Here is a 23,340-nt window from a genome sequence, read left to right as displayed (position 1 = left end):
CTCAGCCTTCGATCCGCGCCAGGCTGGGCCGCTCGCCGGCCTTGTCCCGCGCGACGGCCTCGGCGGCGCGCAGCACCCGCAGGACGTTCTCGCCCGCGAGCTTCCTGATGTCGGCGTCGCTCCAGCCGCGCCGCATCAGCTCGGCCAGGATCGCCGGATAGGCGTCCACCCCGGTGATCCCCTCGGGCAGGCTGGAGATGCCGTCGAAGTCGCCGCCCAGGCCGACGTGGTCCACCCCCGCCACGTCGCGCACGTGCTGGATGTGGGCGACGATGTCGTCGATCGTGGCGCGCGGGGCCGGGTTGGCCGCCTCCCACGCCGTCAGGCCCTCGGTGACGCGTTCGGCCGCTTCGGGATGAAGGCTGCGCAGTCTGGCCTGTTCGGCGGCGCGCGCGGCGCTCCACTGGCGCACCGTCTCGTTTATGAAGCCCGGCACGAAGGTGATCATCACCACCCCGCCGTCCTCGGGCAGGGCGCGCAGCACGCTGTCGGGCACGTTCCGGGGATGGTCCGTCACCCCCCGCGCGGAGGAGTGGGAGAAGATCACCGGCGCGTCCGATACGCGCATGGCGTCGACCATCGTCGCTTCCGAGACGTGGCTCAGATCGGCCAGCATGCCGATGCGGTTCATCTCGCGCACCACCGCCTCGCCGAACGGCGACAGGCCGTCGTGGCGCGGCGCGTCGGTGCCGGAGTCGGCCCAGCTGATGGTCGTGGAGTGGGTCAGCGTCATGTAGCGCACCCCCGCACGCTGGAACTCCCGCAGCAGGCCCAGCGAGTCGGCGATGGAATAGCCGCCCTCGATGCCGATCAGGCTGGCGATACGCCCCTGGCGATGGATGCGCACCACGTCGTCGGCGGTCAGGGCGATCTCGAAGGCGTCCGGGTGGGCGGCGACGATCCGGCGCAGCAGGTCGATCTGCTCGAAGGTGGCGCGCGCCGCCTCCAGGGGCGGCAGGCCGGCGGGCACATAGACGGACCAGAACTGGCCCCCCACGCCGCCCGCGCGCAGGCGCGGGATGTCGGTGTGCAGTTCGGTCGACCCCGACAGGTCGCTGTTCAGATCCACGGCGTAGGGATCCGAGTTGAAGTCCTGGCGCAGCGCCCAGGGCAGGTCGTTGTGTCCGTCGATCAGCGGCGTGCGCTGGAGCAGCCGCATCACCCGGTCATGCTCCGGCGTCTGCTGAGCGGCGGCGGGCGCGGCGACGGCGGCGATCAGGGCGGCGGCGAGGACGGTGCGGATCATCGAGGGCTCCAGAACTGACGCGCGACTTTGCAGCCGCGCCTTCCCGGCGCGCAAGCGGCATGGCGCGACGCACCCGCCTGTGCTTGAAGGCGCCCATGATCGACGCCGCCGTCATGGATGACCGCAAGGCCCGCGCCCGGGCCTGGTTCGAGGACTTGCGCGACCGCATCCACGCGGCGTTGGAGACCCTGGAGGACGAGGCCTCCGACGCGCTCTTTCCGGGCGCGCCGGGCCGCTTCGTGCGCACCGCCTGGGATCGGGCCGAAGGCGGCGGCGGGGTCATGGGCATGCTGCACGGCCGCCTGTTCGAGAAGGCCGGCGTCCATGTCTCGACGGTGCATGGAACCTTCCCCGCCGACTATGCGAAGCAGGTGCCGGGGGCCGAGGCGGATCCGCGCTTCTTCGCCACCGGGATCAGCCTGATCGTCCACCCCAGAAGCCCGCGTGTGCCGGCGGTGCACATGAACACCCGCTTCATCGCCACCACGAAGAGCTGGTTCGGCGGCGGCGCCGACCTGACGCCGGTGCTCGACGTCGACCGCCGTCAGGACGCGCCCGACGCGATCACCTTTCACGCGGCGATGCAGGCCGCCTGCGACGCCCACGACCCGGCCTGGCACGCCCGCTACAAGGCCTGGTGCGACGAGTACTTCTTCCTGCCGCACCGGAACGAGCCGCGCGGGATCGGCGGCGTCTTCTACGATCACCACGACACCGGCGACTGGGACCGGGACTTCGCCTTCACCCGCGACGTGGGCGAGGCCTTCCTGAAGGTCTATCCCGAGATCGTGCGCCGCCGGATGGGCGAGGCCTGGACGCCCCAGGAGCGCGAGGAGCAGCTGGTCCGGCGCGGGCGGTACGTCGAGTTCAACCTGCTGTATGATCGCGGCACGACCTTCGGGCTGAAGACCGGAGGCAACGTCGAGTCGATCCTGAGTTCCATGCCGCCGGAGGTGAAGTGGCCATGACCGACCTCGAGGACGTCTCGCCCGTCATCCTGATCAACGTCTTCAAGTGCGAAGCGTCCAAGCAGGACGAGTTGGTGGAGCACCTGACCGCCCTGAACCGGGTCCAGCGCGGCCTTCAGGGCTTCCGTTCCGCGACGCTGCACCGGGGCGTGAACGGCCGCACGGTGGCCAACTACGTGGTCTGGGAGACGGCCGCGGACTGGAAGGCCATGACCCGTCATCCGGACGTCGTAGATGGAATGCGCCCCGTCATGGCGCTGGCCACCTTCGAGCCTCACCTCTATGAACCTGGCGAGGTCATCGAGTAGCCCGCCCGCGCTCATCACGTTTCCCGCTTGGCTGGCCGGGCGTGCTGTGCCCATCTGACGGCGTGCCCCCGAGATGGCGGAGGAGCGGACGGTGCTGAAAATCTTGCTTTCGGGCGTTCTCGCGGCGGCGCTGTTGGGCGGCGCGGCCCAGGCGCGGGAGGCGGGCGACAACCTCGCTGAGCGCGAGGCGCTGGCCCAGCGCTACATCGCGCTGTCGACGGGAGAGAACCTCAACAAGGTCTTCTCGGACATGGCCGACGCCATCGTCGCCGAGTACCCGGATCCGGACGGGCCGGAAGCGCAATGGATGCGGCGACAGCTTCCCGGATTCGCCGAAGGCATCGTCGATCAGGTGGCCGAGGCGATGGCTCCGGAATACGCCCGGCGCCTGACCCTCGAGGAGCTCACCGCCCTCGTCGCCTTCTTCGACACGCCGATGGGGCGCGAAATCCTGCGCAAGAGCGTCGTGCTCGCCGTCGAACTCCAGCCGACGATCGACGCCATCGCCATCGAGGAAGCCGGCGAGCTGTTGTCCAAGTTCTGCGCCGAGTTCGACTGCACCTCCGCCGTGCCCCTGGCCCCCGCCAAGAGCTGATCGGTTGATTTCCGCGCGGCTTCGTCTATAGAGCCCGCTTTCCGCGCCGAGCCTCAGGGATCGATGCGGACCTGTCCGAGAACTTCGGGGTCCAGGGGTCGCCTGGATCGTAAGCGCGGAACGGCCGTTCCGCCCTGGGGGGAGATGGGGATGCGATGAACCTTCGACCGGTCGGCCCGCGCATCGCGGGGCGAGCGCTTCGGGTTCAGCCTTCCTTCGGACAAGACGACCGGCTGTGACCACGCTTTCGCGTGGGCGCGGCCACACGCCGTCGGGGCCTGTCCCGGCGGCGAACGCGTAAACGGAGACCGCAATGGACCGCGCACAAAAGGCCGAGTCGATCGAGACGCTGAAGGGCGTCTTCGCCGACGCCGGCGCCGTGGTCGTGACCCACAACCTGGGTCTGACCGTTGCGGAGATGGAAGACCTGCGTGGCCGCCTTCGCAAGGAAGGCGCCGCGTTCAAGGTGGTCAAGAACCGCCTGGCCCTGAAGGCCCTCGAGGCGTCCGAAGGCAGCGACTATCACACGCTGTTCAAGGGCCCCGTCGGGATCGCCTTCGCGCCGGACCCGGTGACCGCCGCCAAGGTCACGAGCGAGTTCGCCAAGGGTAACGACAAGTTCGTCATCCAGGGCGGCTTCATGGGCGAGAAGGTCCTGGACGCGAAGGGTGTGGAGGCTCTGTCGAAGCTCCCGTCGCTGGACCAGATCCGCGCCAGCCTGATCGGTCTGCTGAACGCCCCGGCCACCAAGGTCGCCGGCGTCATCCAGGCCCCGGCCGGCCAGCTGGCTCGCGTCGTCGGCGCCTACGCCGCCAAGGACGCCGCCTGAGACCCCTCCATCTCCATTCAAGACCTCAATCCAACATTCCCCGAAGGAAACTGAATCATGGCTGACCTGTCCAAGATCGTTGAAGACCTGTCCTCGCTGACCGTTCTGGAAGCCGCCGAACTGGCGAAGCTGCTGGAAGAGAAGTGGGGCGTTTCGGCCGCCGCTCCGGTGGCCATGGCCATGCCGGCCGGCGGCGGCGCCGCTGGCGGCGCTCCGGCGGAAGCCGCTGAGGAGCAGACCGAGTTCACCGTCGTCCTGACCGACGGCGGCGACAAGAAGATCAACGTCATCAAGGAAGTTCGCGGCGTCCGCTCGGACCTGGGCCTGAAGGAAGCCAAGGACCTGGTCGAAGGCGCTCCGCAGAACGTCGTCGAGAACGTCTCCAAGCAGCAAGCCGAAGAGATCAAGAAGAAGCTCGAGGAAGCCGGCGCCAAGGTCACGATCAAGTAAGATCGGACCTCACGTCCAAACCTTCAGCGGGCCGGGGAGCGATCCCCGGCCCGTTCGCTTTTCGCCCGGTGGTCGCCCGCGTCAGATGCCCGAGGCGCGCACGCTCTCGGGCTCCTCCGCCGTCGGGTCGCCGGGCAGCCAGGCGACGCGGCCGTCATAGACCTCGACGTCCAGCATGCGCTCCTCCTTCGCGACCAGCACGGGGACGAGCATCTGGCCCGTCACGTTCGTCGCCGTGCGCATCATGTCGATCACGCGATCGATGGCGATGATGTAGCCGATCCCCTCCAGCGGCAGGCCCGCCGTCGACAGGGTGAGCGTCAGCATGACGATCGAGGTGCCCGGAACCCCTGCGGTGCCCAGGGATCCCAGCACCGCCGTCAGGCCGATCAGCACATACTGCGTCAGGCTCAGCTCGATGTTGAAGTACTGGGCGATGAACACCGCCGCGACCGCCGGATAGATGGCGCCGCAGCCGTCCATCTTCACGCTGGCGCCGAGCGGCACGGCGAAGGCGGCGTAGGCCTGGGGCACCCCCAGCCGCTCCACCGTCTGGCGCAGGGTGATCGGCAGGGTGGCCAGCGAGGAGGAGGTGGCGAAGGCCGTCTGCTGGGCGGCGAAGGCCCCCCGGAGGAAGCTCGACGCCTTCAGCCCGTGCAGCTTCAGCAGCCCCGCATAGACGACCAGGATCTGGAACAGGCAGGCCGCATAGATGGCCGCGATGAACCGGCCGAGCGGCAGCAGCGCCTCCCAGCCGTAGCCGCCGACGACCGACCCGATCAGGGCGAACACGCCGATCGGGGTCAGCTGGATGATCCAGCGGGTGATCCGGAAGATCACGCTCGCGCCCTCGTCGACCAGTCGCCTCAGGGTCTGGGCGCGATCGCCCAGCGCCACGAGCGCCGCGCCCAGCAGGGCCGAGAAAAAGATGATCTGCAGCACCCGCCCCTCCGCCAGCGCCTGGAAGGGGTTGGTCGGCACGACGCCGATCAGCACCTCGAGAGGCGTCGGGATCTCGCGCGGCCTGACCTCGCCGAGCGGCAGGGGACCCAGGCCGACGCCGGGATCGAAGGCGTGCGCGAAGCCCAGGCCGACCAGGACCGCCAGCAGCGACGTGACGGCGAACCAGACGAGGGTGCGGGCCCCTAGGCGCGCGGCCCCCGCGCCCTCGCCCAGCTTGGCGATCGACGAGGCGATGGTCAGGAGCACCAGCGGCGGCACCACCATCCGGATCAGGTTCAGATAGACGTCGCCGATGGGGTCCAGCCAGACGCCGGCCCGCTCTCCGAGCAGAAGGCCGGCGAGCACGCCGAGAACGAGGCCGGCGGCGGTCCGCTGCCAGAGCGGGGTGGCGAAGAGGCGGCGAAGCATGGCGCCTCCCGGGCTGACAGGTCGATGTGTGAACGCCGCCGGCTCGCCGCAACGCCTCGAGGGCGATTTGGTCCTGGCGCCTTGAGCGTTCAGCGGCGGCGGGGGGCCAGGATGTCGCCCAGCCGGTCCTGCGTCCCCGCCACCCGCTCCAGCCGCGGGTAGCGCAGGCCCTCGTGCCAGGCGAAGGGAAGGGTCCGCACGCGGTCGTCCTTCCTGACCACCAGCCGGATCGGCTCGGTTCCGCCCTTCGCGGCGGTGATGGCGTCGCGCAACGCCTGCGCCGACGGGGCGCTGTCGTTCACCGCGATCAGGTCCCAGCCCACGCCCAGCCCCTGTTCGAAGGCGGGCGAGCCCCAGCGGACCCCGGTGATGCGGTTGGCCGACGTCAGGTTGAACCCCAGCGTGTCCTGGAAGTCGTTGGCCCAGCCGGGGTTCACGGCTTTCTCGACCGCGTTCGGCTCCTCGACATAGACCAGCCGGTAGCCGCCGCGTTCGATGCCGCCCAGCGGGGCCTCGGCGTCGGGGCCGACCGCGTCCAGCCGCGCGCGCAGCCAGCCCGACCAGTCCATCGGATGGACCGCGTTCAGCGCCTCGACCACCTCCTCGAACGTATAGCCCCGCGCCTGGGCCTCCCCGTCCAGCCGTCCGAAGAAGCCGCGCGCGAAGTCGTCCAGCGACCGTCGCCCGTCCGTCGCCTCGCGGATCAGGGTGTCGGCGTCGAGCCAGACCAGCAGCGCCTCGTCGTAGTAGTCGCTGGTGGTGCGCATCCAAGACGGCCACTGGCCCGGCACGCGATAGCCGAGCAGGTTGTGGTTGTTGGTGTCCTGCAGCGCCCGCCACTGACGGCCGGGCTGCGTCTCGTAGAAGGACGCGTGTCCCGCCAGTCCCGCCAGCGCCTCTTCCTTCGACACCAGCCCCGCACGCGCGGCCAGCACCTCGCCCCAGTAGGAGGTCAGCCCCTCATAGACCCACAGCAGGGTGTTCTGGGTCGGCACGTTATAGTTCGCCGTCAGCTCGTCGGCCGGGCGCATGTACTTGCCGTTCCAGGAATGGACGTACTCGTGCGGCAGCAGCTGGCGCGCCCCCAGCGATCCGGTCCCGCGCGTGAAGAAGTCGGTCGGCACGGTGTTCTCCGACGACCGGTGGTGCTCCAGCCCGATGCCGCCCAGCGCGCTCGTCGCCGCGACCAGGAACTCGTAGCGATCGAAGGGCCGCGCGCCGAACAGCCGGTCGGCCTGGACCACCAGCTGGCGATACTTGTCGATGAAGCCCTCGGCGGGCTCCAGCTGAGCGGCCTCGTCGGCGATGAGGCTCAGGTGCACGGGCGAGGGCCCCTCGGCGTCCAGCTCGAAGCGGCGATAGTGCCGGCCCGCGAACATCGGGCTGTCGACGAAGGTGTAGAGGCTGACCGGCGCGAACCGGGCGAGGCCCCCCTCGTTCGCCACCGTCTCCAGCGCCACGCCGTAGCCCCAGCCCTCGGGCAGTTGGATCGACGGCTCGATCATGATCCCGGTGGAGGCGTAGCCGGCGGGATACAGAACCGCCTTCTCCCACTGCATATTCACCATGTCCGGGGTCTGCACCACGCGCCAGGGGCCGCCGTCCGGCTGGGTCAGCCACTGGAAGGCGACGTTGAGCTCCGACACCCCGACGGGCACGTCGAGGTGAAAGGCGTGCGGCTGCAGCGTGTCGCGCAGCCACTCCAGCCGGCGACCGTCGGGCGTGGTCACGGTCAGGCCGGCGAGCAGCTGGATCGGCCCGGTGTCGGCGTGGTTGCCGGGCAGGTACTCGGGATAGAGCAGGGTGAGGGGACCCGCCGCCGGGACGGGGATCGTCTGGCGCACGCTGATGATGCGCCGGTCGTGGTCGGTGACGTCGGCCTCATACCGGATCACCCCGGGGAAGCTGGCGCGGGTCGGCGCCGGGATCGTCGGCTGGGGGCGGGGCAGGGCCAGCGCGGCTTGCGTCGGATCGGTCAGGACGGGGGTCTGGGCGACGGCCGGCAGGGCGGCGGCGAGGGCGAGGGCGGCGACGCCCGCCGAAAGCAGGAACTTCATCTGTAATCCCGGATCCAACTGACCGCGAGGCGCGGGGGGCCGCAGATCAGGGCGCCCGGTCCGGGGCGTCAACCCTTGGCAGGGACCGGCGGATCAGCCGGCCGGCTTCACCTCGAGCAGCTCGACGGTGAACCTCAGGGCCGAGTTCGGCGGAATCTCGCCCCCGCCGGCGCCCCGCGGACCGTAGGCCAGCTCGGCCGGGATCACGAATTCGAAGGTCTCGCCCGCGCGCATCAGCCCGACGCCCTCGGTCCAGCCGCGGATGACGCGGTTCAGGGGAAACTCGGCGGGTTCGTTACGGCTGTAGGAGCTGTCGAATTCGCGCCCGTCGATGAAGGTTCCGCGATAGTGGACGACCACCACATCGGCGCCCGACGGCTGCGCCCCGTTCGGGTTCGCCGCGCCGACCCGGCGGTACTGAAGGCCGCTGGCCGTGGTGGTCCAGCCGCGCCGCTCCCCGTTCCAGGCGAGATGGGCCGCCTGCGCGGTCTCCCAGGCCGTCTGGTCCCCGGCGGGCGGCGCGGCGGGAACCGGCGGCGGCGGCGCCGCGCAGGCGGCCAGCAGGCTGACGACGGCAAGGACGAGCAACGGGCGAGGCATGTTCATGGCCGGACGCTAGCCAGCGTCCCCTGGCCCGGCAAGCCCGCCTCGGCGGGCCTCCAGGAACAGCCGCTCGGCCGGCGCCGGGTCCAGCGCCAGCGCCGCGTCATAGGCCGCTTTCGCCTCCGGCCGTCCCAGCCGCGCCAGCAGCTCGGCGCGCGCCGCCTGATAGGGCAGCCAGTCCGGCGCGGCGGCGGCCTCCAGCGCCGCGAGGCCCGCGGCCGGGCCCTCGATCTCGGCCAGGGCGACCGCGCGGTTCACCCTGACCACCGTATACGACCGATGCGCGAGCAGCAGGTCGTAGAGGGCCAGCACGCCCGCCCACGGCGTCACGCCGCTCCGCCGCCGCTCCGCGTGGGCCGCATGAATCGCCGCCTGCAACGCTCGCGGGCCGGGGGCGCGCGCCGCCTGGCGGGACAGGGCGGCGGATCGGCGAAGGTGTGCTTCCGCCTCCGCCATCAGCACCGAATCCCAGTCCCTGGCGTCCTGTTCAGTCAGCGGGACCATCGCGCCGGATGCGTCGAGCCGCGCGGGCCGGCGCGCCTCGGCGAAGCGGACCGTGGCCGCCAGAGCCTGGACTTCGGGGTCGTCGGGGGCCAGTCGGGCCAGGAGGCCGCTCAGTGTCAGCACCTCCCGCGCGAAGTCGGCGTGCGGGCCGGCCAGCGCGGCGTCCGCGTGGGCCTGGGCGTAGGCGATCTCGAGCGTGGACAGCACCGCGTCCATCCGCTCCGGCCAGGCGGCGGGGGAGGGGACCTCGAACGGCACGCCGGCCTCTGCGATCTTCTTCTTGGCGCGGACCAGGCGCTGGGCCAGCGTCGCCTCGGGCGTCAGGAAGGCGGTCGCGACTTCGGCGGTGGTCAGCCCGCAGACGGTGCGCAGCGTCAGGGCCGCGCGCGCATCGGGACTTACGGCCGGGTGGCAGCAGACGAAGATCAGCCGCAGCCGCTCGTCGGGAATGGGGGTTTCGGCCGCCAACAGCAGGTCCTCCGGCGTCGGCTCGGGCGGCGTCTCCTCCGGACGATGCGCCTGCGCCGTGGCGCGACGGCGCAGGCGGTCCAGCGCCGCGCGCCGGGCGACGGCGTAGAGCCAGCCCGCCGGGTCGCGTGGCGTCGCGTCCGCCCAAGCGGTCTGGGCGCGCAGACAGGCGTCCGCGAACGCCTCCTCGGCCAGGTCCAGATCGCGGAAGGCGGCGGCCAGGGCGGAAACGACCCGGCCGCCGTGCTCGCGAAACGCCGCCTCGAGCAGTTTCAGAGCCCTTCGGGCGTCGGCAGCAGCGGGCGGATCTCGATCGATCCGCGCTTGGCGATCGGCAGCTTCTTGGCCCAGGCGATGGCGGCGTCCAGGTCCGGGACCTCGATCATGTAGAGGCCGCCCAGCTGCTCGCGCGTCTCGGCGAAGGGGCCGTCGTGGACCGTGCGTCCCTCCGGCGTGACCTTGACGGTCGTGGCCAGCTGACTGGACTTCAGGCCCGCGCCGCCGCGCATGGCCCCGGACTGCGCCAGCTCGCCGCCGAAGGCGAAATGCGCCGCCAGGATGTCCTGCCAGGCCTGACCGGCTTCGCCGTCCGGATAGGACTCGGCCTCGTTCTCATAGATCAGCAGAGCGTACTGCATGGTGTGGTCTCCCCGCCGCCCGACCGGCCCATCCGATCATGCGCGACAACAGGGAGACGCGCGAGGGGCGTCGGTTTCGACAGGTGATGCGCGATTTTTCCGACAGGCCTTTATTTCGCCTGAGAAGCGCGTATATCAGCGCGTTCCGCAACTCCGTCATGAGTCCGCGCGAAAGCGCCGAGGCCCGGTCCGTCGCCCTCCGACCGGAGCGAAGGCGCGCTCCTCCCCAAGGGAGCCTCACAATTCAGGCGTCCTGATCCGCCAGGATCGAGGGTGGACGCCGAAAACCTAAGCCGCGAGTCGCCCACGGGGGCGAGGCGCGGTCGCTGCTGCATTGGACGCGGGGCTCCCCACCCCCGCGATTGGGAAAACAGAATGGCCAAGACCCTCGACGATCTCGCCCTCGCCGGTCAGATCGATCTCGCCACGTCCTTCACCGGCAAGAAGCGCATCCGCAAGTCCTTCGGGAAGATCCCCGAGGCCGTGCGCATGCCGAACCTGATCGAGGTTCAGCGCGCCTCCTACGAGCAGTTCCTGCAGCGCGAAGTGCGCGCCGGCCAGCGCAACGACGAGGGCATCGAGGCGGTCTTCAAGTCGGTCTTCCCGATCAAGGACTTCAACGAGCGCGCCGTGCTCGAATACGTCTCCTACGAGTTCGAGGAGCCGAAGTACGACGTCGACGAGTGCATCCAGCGCGACATGACCTACGCCGCGCCTCTGAAGGTCAAGCTGCGCCTGATCGTGTTCGAGGCCGACGAGGAGACCGGGGCCCGGTCGGTCAAGGACATCAAGGAGCAGGACGTCTACATGGGCGACATCCCGCTCATGACGGACAAGGGCACCTTCATCGTCAACGGCACCGAGCGGGTGATCGTCTCCCAGATGCACCGTTCGCCGGGCGTCTTCTTCGACCACGACAAGGGCAAGACCCACGCCTCGGGCAAGCTGCTGTTCGCCGCCCGCGTGATCCCCTACCGGGGCTCCTGGCTGGACTTCGAGTTCGACGCCAAGGACATCGTCTACGTCCGCATCGACCGCCGCCGGAAGGTGCCGGCGACCACCTTCCTCTATGCGCTGGGCATGGACGGCGAGGAGATCCTGCGGACCTTCTACGAGACCGTTCCCTACGAGAAGCGCGGCGATACCTGGGTCACCCCCTACAAGGCCGAGCGCTGGCGCGGGGTGAAGCCGGAGTTCGATCTGGTCGACGCCGACACGGGCGAGGTGATCGCCCCGGCCGGCCAGAAGGTCAGCGCCCGCGCCGCCAAGAAGCTGGGCGAGACGGTCAAGTCGCTGTCGCTCGCCGCCGACGCGCTGCTGGGCAAGTACCTGGCCGCCGACGCGGTCAACATGCAGACGGGCGAGATCTACGCCGAGGCCGGGGACGAACTGGATCAGGCCACGATCACCCTGCTGGAAGAGAACGGCTTCTCGACCATCGACGTGCTCGACATCGACCACGTCACCGTCGGGGCCTACATGCGCAACACCCTGCGGGTGGACAAGAACGCCGGGCGCGAGGACGCCCTGTTCGACGTCTATCGCGTCATGCGCCCGGGCGAGCCGCCGACGCCGGAAGCGGCCGAGGCGATGTTCAACAGCCTGTTCTTCGACTCCGAGCGCTACGACCTGTCCGCGGTCGGCCGCGTCAAGATGAACATGCGCCTGGAGACGCCCGAGGTCGGCGACGAAGTGCGCGTGCTCCGCAAGGAAGACGTGCTCAAGGTGCTGCAGATCCTGGTGGGCCTGAAGGACGGCCGCGGCGAGATCGACGACATCGACAACCTGGGCAACCGTCGCGTCCGCTCGGTCGGCGAGCTGCTGGAGAACCAGTACCGCGTCGGCCTGCTGCGCATGGAGCGGGCCGTCAAGGAGCGCATGAGCTCGGTCGATATCGACACGGTCATGCCGCACGACCTGATCAACGCCAAGCCGGCCGCGGCGGCGGTGCGCGAGTTCTTCGGCTCGTCGCAGCTGTCGCAGTTCATGGACCAGACCAACCCGCTGTCGGAGATCACCCACAAGCGCCGTCTGTCGGCGCTCGGCCCGGGCGGTCTGACGCGTGAGCGCGCGGGCTTCGAGGTGCGCGACGTGCACCCGACCCACTATGGCCGCATCTGCCCGATCGAGACGCCGGAAGGCCCGAACATCGGCCTGATCAACTCGCTGGCCACCCACGCGCGGGTCAACAAGTACGGCTTCATCGAAAGCCCGTACCGCCGCGTGAAGGACGGCAAGGCGACCGACGAGGTGGTCTACATCTCGGCCATGGAAGAGGCGAAGCATGTCATCGCCCAGGCCAACATCGAGCTGAAGAACGGCGAGATCGTCGAGGACCTGGTCCCCGGCCGTATCAACGGCGAGTCGACCCTGATCCCCAAGGACGCGGTCGACATGATGGACGTGTCGCCCAAGCAGGTCGTCTCGGTCGCCGCGGCGCTGATCCCGTTCCTCGAGAACGACGACGCCAACCGCGCGCTGATGGGCGCCAACATGCAGCGTCAGGCCGTGCCGCTGGTCCAGTCGGACGCGCCGCTGGTCGGCACCGGCATGGAGGCCGTGGTCGCCCGTGACTCCGGCGCCGTGGTCGTGGCCCGCCGCGACGGCGTGGTCGAGCAGATCGACGGCACCCGCATCGTGGTGCGCGCCACCGGCGACCTGGAGGCCGGTCGCTCGGGCGTCGACATCTACCGCCTGTCGAAGTTCCAGCGCTCCAACCAGTCGACCTCGATCAACCAGCGCCCGATCGTGCGCGTGGGCGACGAGGTGAAGGCCGGCGACGTCATCGCCGACGGCCCCTCGACCGAGCTGGGCGAGCTGGCGCTGGGCCGCAACGCCCTCGTCGCCTTCATGCCCTGGAACGGCTACAACTTCGAAGACTCGATCCTGATCTCCGAGCGCATCGTGCGCGACGACGTCTTCACCTCGATCCACATCGAGGAGTTCGAGGTCATGGCCCGCGACACCAAGCTGGGCCCGGAAGAGATCACCCGCGACATCCCCAACGTCGGCGAGGAGGCGCTGCGCAACCTCGACGAGGCGGGCATCGTGGCGGTGGGCGCCGAGGTCCAGCCGGGCGACATCCTGGTCGGCAAGGTCACGCCGAAGGGCGAAAGCCCGATGACGCCGGAAGAGAAGCTGCTGCGCGCCATCTTCGGCGAGAAGGCGTCCGACGTCCGCGACACCTCGCTGCGTCTGCCCCCGGGCGTCGCCGGCACCATCGTCGACGTGCGCGTCTTCAACCGGCACGGCGTGGACAAGGACGAGCGCGCCCTGGCCATCGAACGCGCCGAGATCGAACGCCTGGGCAAGGACCGCGACGACGAGCTCAAGATCCTTGAGCGCAACGTCTACGGCCGCCTGAAGCCGCTACTGCTCGGCAAGAACGCCGTCTCGGGCCCCAAGGGCCTGGGCCGCGGCGCGGTCACCGAGGAGAAGCTCGCCGAGCTGTCGCGCGGCCTGTGGTGGCAGATCGCGCTCGACGACGAGAAGGCGATGGGCGAGCTCGAGGCCATGAAGCGGTCGTTCGAGGACGCCCGCAAGGCGCTGGACCGTCGCTTCGAGGACAAGGTCGAGAAGCTGCAGCGCGGCGATGAACTGCCCCCGGGCGTGATGAAGATGGTCAAGGTCTTCGTGGCCGTGAAGCGCAAGCTTCAGCCCGGCGACAAGATGGCCGGCCGTCACGGCAACAAGGGCGTCATCTCCAAGATCCTGCCGATCGAGGACATGCCGCACCTGGAGGACGGCACCCCGGTCGATCTGGTGCTCAACCCGCTGGGCGTGCCCTCGCGGATGAACATCGGCCAGATCTTCGAGACCCACCTGGGCTGGGCCGCCGCCGGCCTGGGCCGTCAGATCGCCGACCTCCTGGAAGCCTGGCAGAACGGCGGCCAGAAGCAGGCCCTCGTCGATCGCCTGACCGAGATCTACGGCAAGGAGACCCCCCTGCCGCAGACCGACGAGGAGCTGATCGAACTGGCTCGCAACCTGTCCAAGGGCGTCCCCTTCGCCACCCCGGTGTTCGACGGCGCGCACATCTCGGACATCGAGCGCCTGCTCGAGGAAGCCGGACTGCACAAGTCGGGTCAGTCGATCCTGTACGACGGCCAGACCGGCGAGCAGTTCAAGCGTCCGGTGACCGTCGGCTACATCTACATGCTGAAGCTGCACCACCTGGTGGACGACAAGATCCACGCCCGCTCGATCGGCCCGTACTCGCTGGTCACCCAGCAGCCGCTGGGCGGCAAGGCGCAGTTCGGCGGTCAGCGCTTCGGCGAGATGGAGGTGTGGGCGCTGGAAGCCTACGGCGCCGCCTACACCCTGCAGGAGATGCTGACGGTGAAGTCCGACGACGTGGCCGGCCGGACCAAGGTCTACGAGGCGATCGTCCGCGGCGACGACAGCTTCGAGGCGGGCATTCCCGAGAGCTTCAACGTGCTCGTCAAGGAAATGCGCTCGCTGGGACTGAACGTGGAGCTGGAGAACGGCTGAGTTGCGGTGAGCGAGTGGTGAAAAGTGAGCGAAGGACTGGGCGAAAGCTCACCGGCCATCGCTCACTTCTTGCTCACTCTTCACTCGTCACCCACCACTGCTCCCGCCCTTTGAGATTATTCGCGGCCCCGCGCCGCAGAAGGAACTGACAGATGAACCAGGAAGTCCTGAACATCTTCAACCCGGTCCCGGTCACCCCGACCTTCGACCAGATCAAGATCGCCCTGGCCTCCCCGGAGAAGATCCGGTCGTGGTCCTTCGGCGAGATCAAGAAGCCCGAGACCATCAACTACCGCACGTTCAAGCCCGAGCGTGACGGTCTGTTCTGCGCGCGCATCTTCGGTCCGACCAAGGACTACGAGTGCCTGTGCGGCAAGTACAAGCGGATGAAGTACAAGGGCATCATCTGCGAGAAGTGCGGCGTCGAGGTCACCCTGGCCCGCGTCCGCCGTGAGCGCATGGGCCACATCGAACTGGCCGCCCCCGTCGCCCACATCTGGTTCCTGAAGTCGCTGCCCAGCCGCATCGCCCTGATGCTGGACATGGCGCTGAAAGACGTCGAGCGCGTCCTGTACTTCGAGAACTACATCGTCACCGAGCCGGGCCTGACGCCCCTGAAGCAGAACCAGCTGCTGACCGAGGACGAGTTCTATCGCTACCAGGAAGAGTTCGGCGACGACGGCTTCACCGCCGAGATCGGCGCCGAGGCCGTGCGCAACCTCCTGATCGGCATCGACCTGCACGCCGAGGCCGAGAAGCACCGCGCGGAGCTGGCCGACAACCCGTCGGAGATGAAGGCCAAGAAGGCCTCCAAGCGCCTGAAGCTGATCGAGGCCTTCCTCGAGAGCGGCAACAAGCCGGAGTGGATGATCCTGACGGTCGTGCCGGTGATCCCGCCGGAACTGCGTCCGCTGGTGCCGCTGGACGGCGGCCGCTTCGCCACCTCGGACCTGAACGACCTGTATCGCCGGGTCATCAACCGGAACAACCGCCTGAAGCGCCTGATGGAGCTGCGGGCCCCGGACATCATCATCCGCAACGAGAAGCGGATGCTGCAGGAAGCCGTCGACGCCCTGTTCGACAACGGCCGTCGCGGCCGGGTCATCACCGGCGCCAACAAGCGGCCCCTGAAGTCGCTGGCCGACATGCTGAAGGGCAAGCAGGGCCGGTTCCGCCAGAACCTGCTCGGCAAGCGCGTCGACTACTCGGGCCGTTCGGTCATCGTCGTCGGCCCTGAGCTGAAGCTGCACGAGTGCGGCCTGCCCAAGAAGATGGCGCTGGAGCTGTTCAAGCCGTTCATCTACGCGCGCCTGGACGCCAAGGGCCTGTCGGGCACCGTCAAGCAGTCCAAGCGGATGGTCGAGCGCGAGCAGCCGCAGGTCTGGGACATCCTGGAAGAGGTGATCCGCGAGCACCCGGTTCTGCTGAACCGCGCGCCGACGCTGCACCGCCTCGGCATCCAGGCGTTCGAGCCCAAGCTGATCGAGGGCAAGGCCATCCAGCTGCACCCGCTGGTCTGCGCCGCCTTCAACGCCGACTTCGACGGCGACCAGATGGCCGTGCACGTCCCGCTGAGCCTCGAGGCCCAGCTGGAAGCGCGCGTCCTGATGATGTCGACGAACAACATCCTGTCGCCCGCGAACGGCAAGCCGATCATCGTGCCGTCGCAGGACATCGTGCTCGGTCTCTACTACCTGTCGCTGGTCAAGGACGGGGAGCCCGGCGAGGGCAAGTTGTTCGCCAACGTGGGCGAGATCGAAGCCGCGCTCGACGCCGGCGTCGTGACCCTGCACACCAAGATCAAGGCGCGCTGGACCGAGCTCGACGCCGCCGGCCAGACGGTGACCAAGGTCATCGACACCACCCCGGGCCGGATGAAGCTGGGCGCCCTGCTGCCGAAGAACCCGAACATCGGCTACCGCCTGCTCGAGAAGAACCTGACCAAGAAGGAGATCGGCAACCTGATCGATCAGGTCTATCGCCACTGCGGTCAGAAGGCGACGGTCATCTTCGCCGACCAGATGATGGCGCTGGGTTTCCGCGAGGCGGCCAAGGCGGGCATCAGCTTCGGCAAGGACGACATCGTCATCCCGGCCAAGAAGCTGGACATCGTCGAGGAGACCCGCACCCAGGTGGAGGAGTACGAGCAGCAGTACGCCGACGGCCTGATCACCAAGGGCGAGAAGTACAACAAGGTCGTCGACGCCTGGGCCAAGGCGACGGACCGGATCGCCGACGCGATGATGGGCGAGATCGCCCAGCCGCGCGTTCTGCGTGAGGGCCGCACGCCGGAGATCAACTCGGTCTACATGATGGCCAACTCCGGCGCCCGGGGCTCGCAGGCCCAGATGAAGCAGCTCGGCGGCATGCGCGGCCTGATGGCCAAGCCGTCGGGCGAGATCATCGAGACGCCGATCGTGTCGAACTTCAAGGAAGGCCTGACCGTCCTTGAGTACTTCAACTCGACCCACGGCGCCCGGAAGGGTCTGGCCGACACCGCTCTGAAGACCGCCAACTCGGGTTACCTGACCCGTCGCCTGGTGGACGTGGCGCAGGACTCCATCGTCACCGAGGAAGACTGCGGCTCGACGCGCGGCATCACGCTCCGCGCCGTGGTCGAGGGCGGCGACGTGCTGGTCTCGCTGGGCCAGCGCGTCCTGGGTCGCTATGCGGCCGAGGACATCAAGGAGCCCGGCACGGACAACGTCCTGTTCCCCGCCGACACCTATCTCCAGGAAGAGGAGATCGAGGTGCTGGAGTCCGCAGGCGTCCAGTCGGTCAAGGTCCGCTCGGCCCTGACCTGCGAGGCCGAGACCGGCGTCTGCGCGGCCTGCTACGGCCGTGACCTGGCGCGCGGCACCAACGTCAACATCGGCGAGGCGGTGGGCGTCATCGCGGCCCAGTCGATCGGCGAGCCGGGCACCCAGCTGACGATGCGGACCTTCCACATCGGCGGCACCGCCCAGGTGGCCGAGACCTCGTTCTTCGAGGCCACCAACGCGGGCGTGGCCAAGATCACCGGCCCGACCGTCCAGGCGGCGCATGGCGATCTGGTGTCGATGAGCCGCAACGTCGTCGTCACCGTCGTCGTCGACGGCAAGGACCGCGAGACCCACAAGGCTCCGTACGGCGCCCGCATCCGGGTCAAGGACGGCGCCGAGGTCAAGAAGGGTCAGCGTCTGGCGGAGTGGGACCCCTACACCACCCCGATCCTCACCGAGGTCGGCGGCGTCGTTCGCTTCGAGGACCTGGTCGACGGCCTGTCGGTCAAGGAAGAGACGGACGAGGCCACCGGCATCGCCCAGCGCGTCGTCTCGGACTGGCGCGCCAGCCCGCGCGGCTCGGACCTGCGTCCGGCCATGGGGGTGACCCAGGGCGACGCCTACGCCCGCCTGTCGTCCGGCGCCGACGCCCGCTACCTGCTGCCGGTGGGGGCCATCCTGTCGGTGGCCAACGGCGACGAGGTGAAGCCCGGCGACGTGCTCGCCCGTCTGCCCACCGAGGGCGCCAAGACGCGCGACATCACCGGCGGTCTGCCGCGGGTGGCCGAGCTGTTCGAGGCCCGCCGTCCGAAGGACTGCGCCGTCATCGCCGAGATGGATGGCCGCGTCGAGTTCGGTCGCGACTACAAGAACAAGCGCCGCATCAAGATCACGCCCGAACCGAACGAGGACGGCGTGCAGGGCGAGGCGGTCGAGTTCCTGATCCCCAAGGGCAAGCACATCTCCGTCCACGACGGTGATCTGATCCAGAAGGGCGACTACATCATCGACGGCAACCCGGATCCGCACGATCTGCTGCGCATCCAGGGCGTCGAGGCCCTGGCCGAGTATCTCGTCAACGAGGTGCAGGAGGTCTATCGACTGCAGGGCGTGCCGATCAACGACAAGCACATCGAGGTGATCGTTCGCCAGATGCTGCAGAAGGTCGAGGTCACGGACTCCGGCGAGACCACCCTCATCAAGGGCGATCACGTCGACAAGGCCGAGGCCGAGCTCGAGAACGCCAAGGTCGAGAAGCGCGGCGGCCGTCCGGCCACCATGCAGCCGGTCCTGCTGGGCATCACCAAGGCGTCGCTGCAGACCCGCAGCTTCATCTCGGCGGCCTCGTTCCAGGAGACGACCCGCGTGCTGACCGACGCCTCGGTCAACGGCAAGGTCGACACCCTGGAAGGGCTCAAGGAGAACGTCATCGTCGGCCGTCTCATCCCGGCCGGCACCGGCGCCTACCTGCGCTCGCTGCAAAAGATCGCCAACGAGCGCGACGCGGCCCTCACGTCGCAACGCGAAGCGGCGGTCGAGCCGCTCCCCGCCGACCTGGCGGCTGAACTGGAGCACTCCGAGGGCTGATCGCCTTCAGGAGCGCGATGGACAGGGGGCGGCGTCGGCGACGGCGCCGCCCTTGTTCGTCAGGGTCAGTCCAGCTTGTTCGACGGCTGGCGCACCAGGTTGTCGGCGCCCTGGCGCATATCGACGCCCGGCACGGCGGGCAGGTGCGCCCCGGCGCAGCCCGCCCCGAAGTTGGAGCCGACGCAGTCGGCGGGCCCGACCACCCCCACGCCGCCAGCCAGGGGCGCGCGACGCGCCTCGTACTGGGCCAGCGCCCTGGCGCCTTCCGCCGCGAAGCGGGCGTCCCGCCGGGCGTCGCCTGACCCGGTGATCGGCGCGGCCCGCGCGGCCGCCCGGCCGAAGGCCTGATCGCAATCCGCCTGTTCCAGATCGCTCATTCGTCCGCCGCGCATGCGACAGCCGACGCCGCTGTTCCGCAGCGATCGGGCGACCCGGTCGCCCAGCGCCTCTTCGCGAACGGTCCAGTCTCTGGGGACAGCGACCGCCTCGCCGGTGGTCGTGTTCGCTATGGAGGGAGAGGCGGCCGCGTCCTCCTCATCTCTCACCCGGACCCGCGGCGCGTCAGGGCGCGCTGCGGCGACCTGGGCCGTCACCGGTGTCGGACGCGCGAACGAAGGCTCCCTCGGCCGCTCGTCGCGCAGCAGGGGGCGGGGCGCGATGTCCAGCAGGATCGGCGCCTCCGGAGCCATCGGCGGGACGCGCTCCGCCTCGGCCCACCTCAGCGCCAACGACCAGAGGATCGCCAGGTGCAAAGCGGCGGAGGCCGCCAGGAGCGCCCAGCGCCGGTCGGGCCCCCGCATGCTGAACGCCGCTGTCGACATCGCCCCTCCGGCCAGAGCCGCAGTCGAGCCCTCAAACGCGGCGACTTTCAGGCCGCCCACCGCTCCGCTTGACCCCGGGCCCCCGCGCGCGTAGAGAGCGCGCACTTTCGAGCCGGGCGTGCGCGTCCTGCCGGAGGTGACAACCGATCCCGGGCTGTGTCCCGCCTGAACGCCCGAAGCGCGCGTTCAGGCGCTTCGCATTTCCGGCCGCCTCTCTGCTGCGAGGCGGGGGCTGAACGCCCGAAGCGCGCGTTCAGTCTCTTGTGTTTGTCACGCCGGCCTCGAAACCCACCCGGGACGGTCCGCCGTCCGAAAAGAAGGCCAACGGGGCGCTCCGGCCGAAAGGCACACGCCCCACCGATCGAAGAGAGAGACGCGTTCGAATGCCCACGATCAACCAGCTGCTGCGCAAGCCCCGCAAGCCCAAGCCCGTCCGGAACAAGGTGCCGGCGCTCGAAGGCTCGCCCCAGCGCCGCGGCGTCTGCACCCGCGTGTACACCACGACCCCGAAGAAGCCGAACTCGGCGCTGCGTAAGGTCGCCAAGGTGCGCCTGGCCAAGAACGGCTACGAGGCGGTGTGCTACATCCCCGGCGAAGGCCACAATCTTCAGGAGCACTCGGTGGTCCTGATCCGCGGCGGCCGCGTCAAGGACCTTCCGGGCGTTCGCTATCACATCCTGCGCGGCGTGCTGGACACCCAGGGCGTCAAGGACCGCAAGCAGCGCCGTTCGCACTACGGCGCCAAGCGTCCGAAGTAATCGCCTCTGCGCGCACACCAGATCTAAGAGGATACATCCATGTCCCGTCGTCACCGCGCCCAGAAGCGTGAAGTCCTGCCGGATCCCAAGTTCGGCGATCTCGTCGTCACCAAGTTCATGAACTACGTGATGTACGAAGGTAAGAAGGCCGTCGCCGAGAACATCGTCTACGGCGCCTTCGACATCCTGGCCGAGAAGAAGAAGGACCAGGAGCCGGTCGCCACCTTCCACGCCGCGCTCGAGAACGTGGCCCCGGCCGTCGAGGTCCGGTCCCGCCGGGTCGGCGGCGCCACCTATCAGGTGCCGGTCGAGGTTCGCCCCGACCGCCGTCGCGCCCTGGCCATCCGCTGGCTGGTCAACGCCGCCCGCAACCGCGGCGAAAACACCATGACCGAGAAGCTGGCGGCGGAGCTGCTGGATGCGGCGAACAATCGCGGCACCGCCGTGAAGAAGCGCGAAGACACCCACAAGATGGCCGAAGCCAACCGGGCCTTCTCGCACTACCGCTGGTAAGCCGGGTTCCGCATCCCCATCTAAGGCTATCCGGCGCGGGCGGTTTGAGCTAAATCGCCCGCGCCGTCGCATCCGACAGTTCAGACGTTCACGACACCGGCCGCCGAGGCGTCCGGAAATCCCTTTCAGGCACGCTCCCCAAGGCCCGTATCATGCCCCGCACGCACAAGATCGAAGACTACCGCAACTTCGGGATCATGGCCCACATCGACGCGGGCAAGACCACCACGACCGAGCGGATCCTCTATTACACCGGCAAGTCCCACAAGATCGGCGAAGTCCACGACGGCGCCGCCACCATGGACTGGATGGAGCAGGAGCAGGAGCGCGGCATCACCATCACGTCGGCCGCGACGACCGCCTTCTGGAACGGCAAGCGTCTGAACATCATCGACACCCCCGGCCACGTGGACTTCACCATCGAGGTCGAGCGTTCGCTGCGCGTGCTCGACGGCGCCGTGACGGTGCTGGACGGCAACGCGGGCGTCGAGCCCCAGACCGAGACCGTCTGGCGTCAGGCCGACAAGTACCGCGTGCCGCGCATCATCTTCGTCAACAAGATGGACAAGCTGGGCGCCGACTTCGACAAGTCGGTGGAGTCGATCCGCGACCGCCTGGGCGTGAAGGCCGTGCCGATCCAGTTGCCGGTCGGCCAGGAGTCGGACCTGAAGGGCATCGTCGACCTGGTCCGCATGAAGGCGGTGATCTGGGACAACGACGGCCTGGGCGCGTCCTTCCGCGACGAAGAGATCCCCGCCGACCTGAAGGACAAGGCCGACGCCGCCCGTCAGTATCTGATCGACAACGCCGTCGAGCTGGATGACGAGGCCATGGAAGCCTACCTCGAGGGCAACGAGCCTTCGGAGGAGACGCTGAAGAAGTGCCTGCGCAAGGCGGTTCTGACCGGCGCCTTCTATCCGATCCTGTGCGGCTCGGCGTTCAAGAACAAGGGCGTGCAGCCGCTGCTCGACGCCGTCGTCGACTACCTGCCGTCGCCGGTCGACATCCCGCCGACCCCGGGCATCGACTACAAGACCGAAGAGGAAGTGGTTCGCCGGGCCTCGGACGACGAGCCCCTGTCGGTGCTGGCGTTCAAGATCATGGACGACCCCTTCGTCGGATCGCTGACCTTCTGCCGGATCTACTCCGGCAAGATGGAGACCGGCATGGGCCTGCTGAACTCCTCGCGCGACAAGAAGGAGCGCGTCGGCCGCATGCTGCTGATGCACTCCAACAACCGTGAGGACATCAAGGAAGCCTACGCCGGCGACATCGTCGCCCTGGCCGGCCTGAAGGAGACCCGCACCGGCGACACCCTGTGCGATCCCATCAAGTCGCCGGTCATCCTGGAACGCATGGAGTTCCCCGCGCCGGTCATCGAGATCGCCGTGGAGCCGAAGTCCAAGGCCGACCAGGAGAAGCTGGGCGTGGCGCTCGCCAAGCTGGCTTCGGAAGACCCGTCCTTCACCGTCTCCACCGACCACGAGTCGGGCCAGACGATCCTGAAGGGCATGGGCGAGCTGCACCTGGACATCAAGATCGACATCCTGAAGCGCACCTACAAGGTCGAGGCCAACATCGGCGCGCCGCAGGTGGCCTATCGTGAAAGCCTCAGCCGCAAGGCCGAGATCGACTACACCCACAAGAAGCAGACCGGCGGCACGGGCCAGTTCGCCCGCGTCAAGCTGGTGTTCGAGCCGGGCGAGCCGGGTTCGGGCTTCGTGTTCGAGTCCGCCATCGTCGGCGGCGCCGTGCCGAAGGAATACATCCCCGGCGTCCAGAAGGGCCTGGAGTCGGCCAAGGAGAACGGCCTGCTGGCCGGCTTCCCGCTGATCGACTTCAAGGCGACCCTGATCGACGGCGCCTTCCACGACGTCGACTCCTCGGTGCTGGCGTTCGAAATCGCCTCGCGCGCGGCCTTCAAGGAACTGCGCGAGAAGGGCGGGCCGAAGCTGCTCGAGCCGATCATGGCCGTCGAGGTCGTGACGCCGGAAGAATACCTGGGTTCGGTCATCGGCGACCTGAACGGTCGTCGCGGCATGATCCAGGGCCAGGACATGCGCGGCAACGCCACGGTGGTGAACGCCTTCGTGCCGCTGGCGAACATGTTCGGCTATGTGAACACCCTGCGCGGCATGTCCCAGGGCCGGGCCCAGTTCACCATGCAGTACGACCACTACGACCCGGTGCCGCAACACGTCGCCGACGAAGTGATCAAGAAGTACTCCGCCTAAACTTAACCCCGAAACCAAGAGGAACCCCGGTCTCGGGGCCTAAGGAGCTAGAGAATGGCCAAGGAAAAGTTCGAACGCACGAAGCCGCACTGCAACATCGGCACGATTGGTCACGTTGACCACGGCAAGACGACGCT

18 protein-coding genes are annotated in these 23,340 nt (G+C 68.8%); 11 read left to right on the top strand and 7 right to left on the bottom strand.

Annotated elements, in window-relative coordinates; genetic code table 11:
• Position 1: 1 nt before the first annotated feature.
• A complete protein-coding gene (locus ACFFGE_RS09800) occupies positions 2–1,246 on the bottom strand; it encodes a dipeptidase (RefSeq protein ID WP_376836181.1) in 1,245 nt (414 codons plus the stop codon).
• A gap of 95 nt (positions 1,247–1,341) precedes the next feature.
• On the opposite strand from ACFFGE_RS09800, the gene hemF reads away from it, so the two are divergent.
• The 5 genes from hemF to rplL all read left to right on the top strand — a co-directional run bounded on the left by hemF (position 1,342) and on the right by rplL (position 4,396).
• Positions 1,342–2,214, top strand: a complete 873-nt coding sequence (gene hemF / locus ACFFGE_RS09795) for an oxygen-dependent coproporphyrinogen oxidase (RefSeq protein WP_376836179.1) — start codon at positions 1,342–1,344, stop codon at positions 2,212–2,214.
• Positions 2,211–2,522, top strand: coding sequence for an antibiotic biosynthesis monooxygenase family protein (locus tag ACFFGE_RS09790; RefSeq protein WP_376836177.1), 312 nt, complete (start codon positions 2,211–2,213; stop codon positions 2,520–2,522). The genes hemF and ACFFGE_RS09790 overlap by 4 nt, the downstream gene beginning before the upstream one ends.
• A gap of 91 nt (positions 2,523–2,613) precedes the next feature.
• Entirely contained in the window at positions 2,614–3,117 is a 504-nt protein-coding gene (locus tag ACFFGE_RS09785) for a DUF2059 domain-containing protein (RefSeq protein WP_376836176.1), read from the top strand.
• A 313-nt stretch (positions 3,118–3,430) separates the two neighbouring features.
• Positions 3,431–3,946 (top strand): 50S ribosomal protein L10, encoded by a 516-nt coding sequence (rplJ, locus tag ACFFGE_RS09780; RefSeq protein WP_376836174.1) that lies wholly within the window; start codon positions 3,431–3,433, stop codon positions 3,944–3,946.
• A gap of 57 nt (positions 3,947–4,003) precedes the next feature.
• Positions 4,004–4,396, top strand: coding sequence for a 50S ribosomal protein L7/L12 (gene rplL, locus ACFFGE_RS09775; RefSeq protein ID WP_376836173.1), 393 nt, complete (start codon positions 4,004–4,006; stop codon positions 4,394–4,396).
• An 81-nt stretch (positions 4,397–4,477) separates the two neighbouring features.
• Here rplL and ACFFGE_RS09770 read toward each other — a convergent pair whose 3' ends face one another.
• The 5 genes from ACFFGE_RS09770 to ACFFGE_RS09750 form a co-directional block, all read right to left on the bottom strand.
• Complete coding sequence (locus ACFFGE_RS09770) at positions 4,478–5,767, bottom strand: dicarboxylate/amino acid:cation symporter (RefSeq protein ID WP_376836172.1); 1,290 nt, start codon at positions 5,765–5,767, stop codon at positions 4,478–4,480.
• An 89-nt stretch (positions 5,768–5,856) separates the two neighbouring features.
• Positions 5,857–7,824 (bottom strand): M61 family metallopeptidase, encoded by a 1,968-nt coding sequence (locus tag ACFFGE_RS09765; RefSeq protein ID WP_376836171.1) that lies wholly within the window; start codon positions 7,822–7,824, stop codon positions 5,857–5,859.
• Between the two features lie 93 nt (positions 7,825–7,917).
• The gene (locus ACFFGE_RS09760; RefSeq protein ID WP_376836169.1) at positions 7,918–8,430 is read right to left on the bottom strand and encodes an FKBP-type peptidyl-prolyl cis-trans isomerase; all 513 of its coding nucleotides are present in this window, start codon (positions 8,428–8,430) and stop codon (positions 7,918–7,920) included.
• Between the two features lie 9 nt (positions 8,431–8,439).
• Complete coding sequence (locus ACFFGE_RS09755; RefSeq protein WP_376836719.1) at positions 8,440–9,669, bottom strand: RNA polymerase sigma factor; 1,230 nt, start codon at positions 9,667–9,669, stop codon at positions 8,440–8,442.
• 2 nt (positions 9,670–9,671) lie between these two features.
• The gene (locus ACFFGE_RS09750) at positions 9,672–10,037 is read right to left on the bottom strand and encodes a YciI family protein (protein ID WP_376836168.1); all 366 of its coding nucleotides are present in this window, start codon (positions 10,035–10,037) and stop codon (positions 9,672–9,674) included.
• Between the two features lie 375 nt (positions 10,038–10,412).
• Here ACFFGE_RS09750 and rpoB point away from each other — a divergent pair, with 375 nt between their 5' ends.
• Together rpoB and rpoC are read left to right on the top strand one after the other, a co-directional pair.
• Positions 10,413–14,528, top strand: a complete 4,116-nt coding sequence (gene rpoB, locus ACFFGE_RS09745; protein WP_376836166.1) for a DNA-directed RNA polymerase subunit beta — start codon at positions 10,413–10,415, stop codon at positions 14,526–14,528.
• Positions 14,529–14,680: 152 nt separating this feature from the next.
• The gene (rpoC, locus tag ACFFGE_RS09740) at positions 14,681–18,877 is read left to right on the top strand and encodes a DNA-directed RNA polymerase subunit beta' (protein WP_376836164.1); all 4,197 of its coding nucleotides are present in this window, start codon (positions 14,681–14,683) and stop codon (positions 18,875–18,877) included.
• 65 nt (positions 18,878–18,942) lie between these two features.
• Here rpoC and ACFFGE_RS09735 read toward each other — a convergent pair whose 3' ends face one another.
• A complete protein-coding gene (locus ACFFGE_RS09735; RefSeq protein ID WP_376836163.1) occupies positions 18,943–19,677 on the bottom strand; it encodes a hypothetical protein in 735 nt (244 codons plus the stop codon).
• A 404-nt stretch (positions 19,678–20,081) separates the two neighbouring features.
• Here ACFFGE_RS09735 and rpsL point away from each other — a divergent pair, with 404 nt between their 5' ends.
• From rpsL to ACFFGE_RS09715, 4 genes are all read left to right on the top strand, one after another.
• Positions 20,082–20,456, top strand: coding sequence for a 30S ribosomal protein S12 (gene rpsL, locus ACFFGE_RS09730; RefSeq protein ID WP_376836162.1), 375 nt, complete (start codon positions 20,082–20,084; stop codon positions 20,454–20,456).
• Positions 20,457–20,495: 39 nt separating this feature from the next.
• Positions 20,496–20,969, top strand: coding sequence for a 30S ribosomal protein S7 (gene rpsG, locus ACFFGE_RS09725; RefSeq protein ID WP_376836161.1), 474 nt, complete (start codon positions 20,496–20,498; stop codon positions 20,967–20,969).
• Between the two features lie 152 nt (positions 20,970–21,121).
• On the top strand, positions 21,122–23,203 hold the full coding sequence (fusA, locus tag ACFFGE_RS09720) for an elongation factor G (RefSeq protein ID WP_376836160.1): 2,082 nt from the start codon (positions 21,122–21,124) through the stop codon (positions 23,201–23,203).
• Positions 23,204–23,257: 54 nt separating this feature from the next.
• On the top strand, positions 23,258–23,340 hold an 83-nt coding region (locus tag ACFFGE_RS09715; RefSeq protein WP_376835154.1), incomplete at its 3' end, for a GTP-binding protein.

The sequence above is a fragment of the Brevundimonas balnearis genome, from assembly GCF_042434805.1.
In the GTDB taxonomy this organism is placed as follows: Bacteria; Pseudomonadota; Alphaproteobacteria; order Caulobacterales; family Caulobacteraceae; genus Brevundimonas; species Brevundimonas balnearis.
This window is presented reverse-complemented; position numbering and strand designations above follow the sequence as displayed.

Excerpts from the sequence above, each read along its gene's own strand:
- ACFFGE_RS09800 (WP_376836181.1), bottom strand. The coding sequence starts at position 1,246 with ATGATCCGCACCGTCCTCGCCGCCGCCCTGATCGCCGCCGTCGCCGCG.
- hemF (WP_376836179.1), top strand. The coding sequence starts at position 1,342 with ATGATCGACGCCGCCGTCATGGATGACCGCAAGGCCCGCGCCCGGGCC.
- ACFFGE_RS09790 (WP_376836177.1), top strand. The coding sequence starts at position 2,211 with ATGACCGACCTCGAGGACGTCTCGCCCGTCATCCTGATCAACGTCTTC.
- rplJ (WP_376836174.1), top strand. The coding sequence starts at position 3,431 with ATGGACCGCGCACAAAAGGCCGAGTCGATCGAGACGCTGAAGGGCGTC.
- rplL (WP_376836173.1), top strand. The coding sequence starts at position 4,004 with ATGGCTGACCTGTCCAAGATCGTTGAAGACCTGTCCTCGCTGACCGTT.
- ACFFGE_RS09770 (WP_376836172.1), bottom strand. The coding sequence starts at position 5,767 with ATGCTTCGCCGCCTCTTCGCCACCCCGCTCTGGCAGCGGACCGCCGCC.
- ACFFGE_RS09765 (WP_376836171.1), bottom strand. The coding sequence starts at position 7,824 with ATGAAGTTCCTGCTTTCGGCGGGCGTCGCCGCCCTCGCCCTCGCCGCC.
- ACFFGE_RS09760 (WP_376836169.1), bottom strand. The coding sequence starts at position 8,430 with ATGAACATGCCTCGCCCGTTGCTCGTCCTTGCCGTCGTCAGCCTGCTG.
- ACFFGE_RS09750 (WP_376836168.1), bottom strand. The coding sequence starts at position 10,037 with ATGCAGTACGCTCTGCTGATCTATGAGAACGAGGCCGAGTCCTATCCG.
- rpoB (WP_376836166.1), top strand. The coding sequence starts at position 10,413 with ATGGCCAAGACCCTCGACGATCTCGCCCTCGCCGGTCAGATCGATCTC.
- rpoC (WP_376836164.1), top strand. The coding sequence starts at position 14,681 with ATGAACCAGGAAGTCCTGAACATCTTCAACCCGGTCCCGGTCACCCCG.
- ACFFGE_RS09735 (WP_376836163.1), bottom strand. The coding sequence starts at position 19,677 with ATGCGGGGGCCCGACCGGCGCTGGGCGCTCCTGGCGGCCTCCGCCGCT.
- rpsL (WP_376836162.1), top strand. The coding sequence starts at position 20,082 with ATGCCCACGATCAACCAGCTGCTGCGCAAGCCCCGCAAGCCCAAGCCC.
- rpsG (WP_376836161.1), top strand. The coding sequence starts at position 20,496 with ATGTCCCGTCGTCACCGCGCCCAGAAGCGTGAAGTCCTGCCGGATCCC.
- fusA (WP_376836160.1), top strand. The coding sequence starts at position 21,122 with ATGCCCCGCACGCACAAGATCGAAGACTACCGCAACTTCGGGATCATG.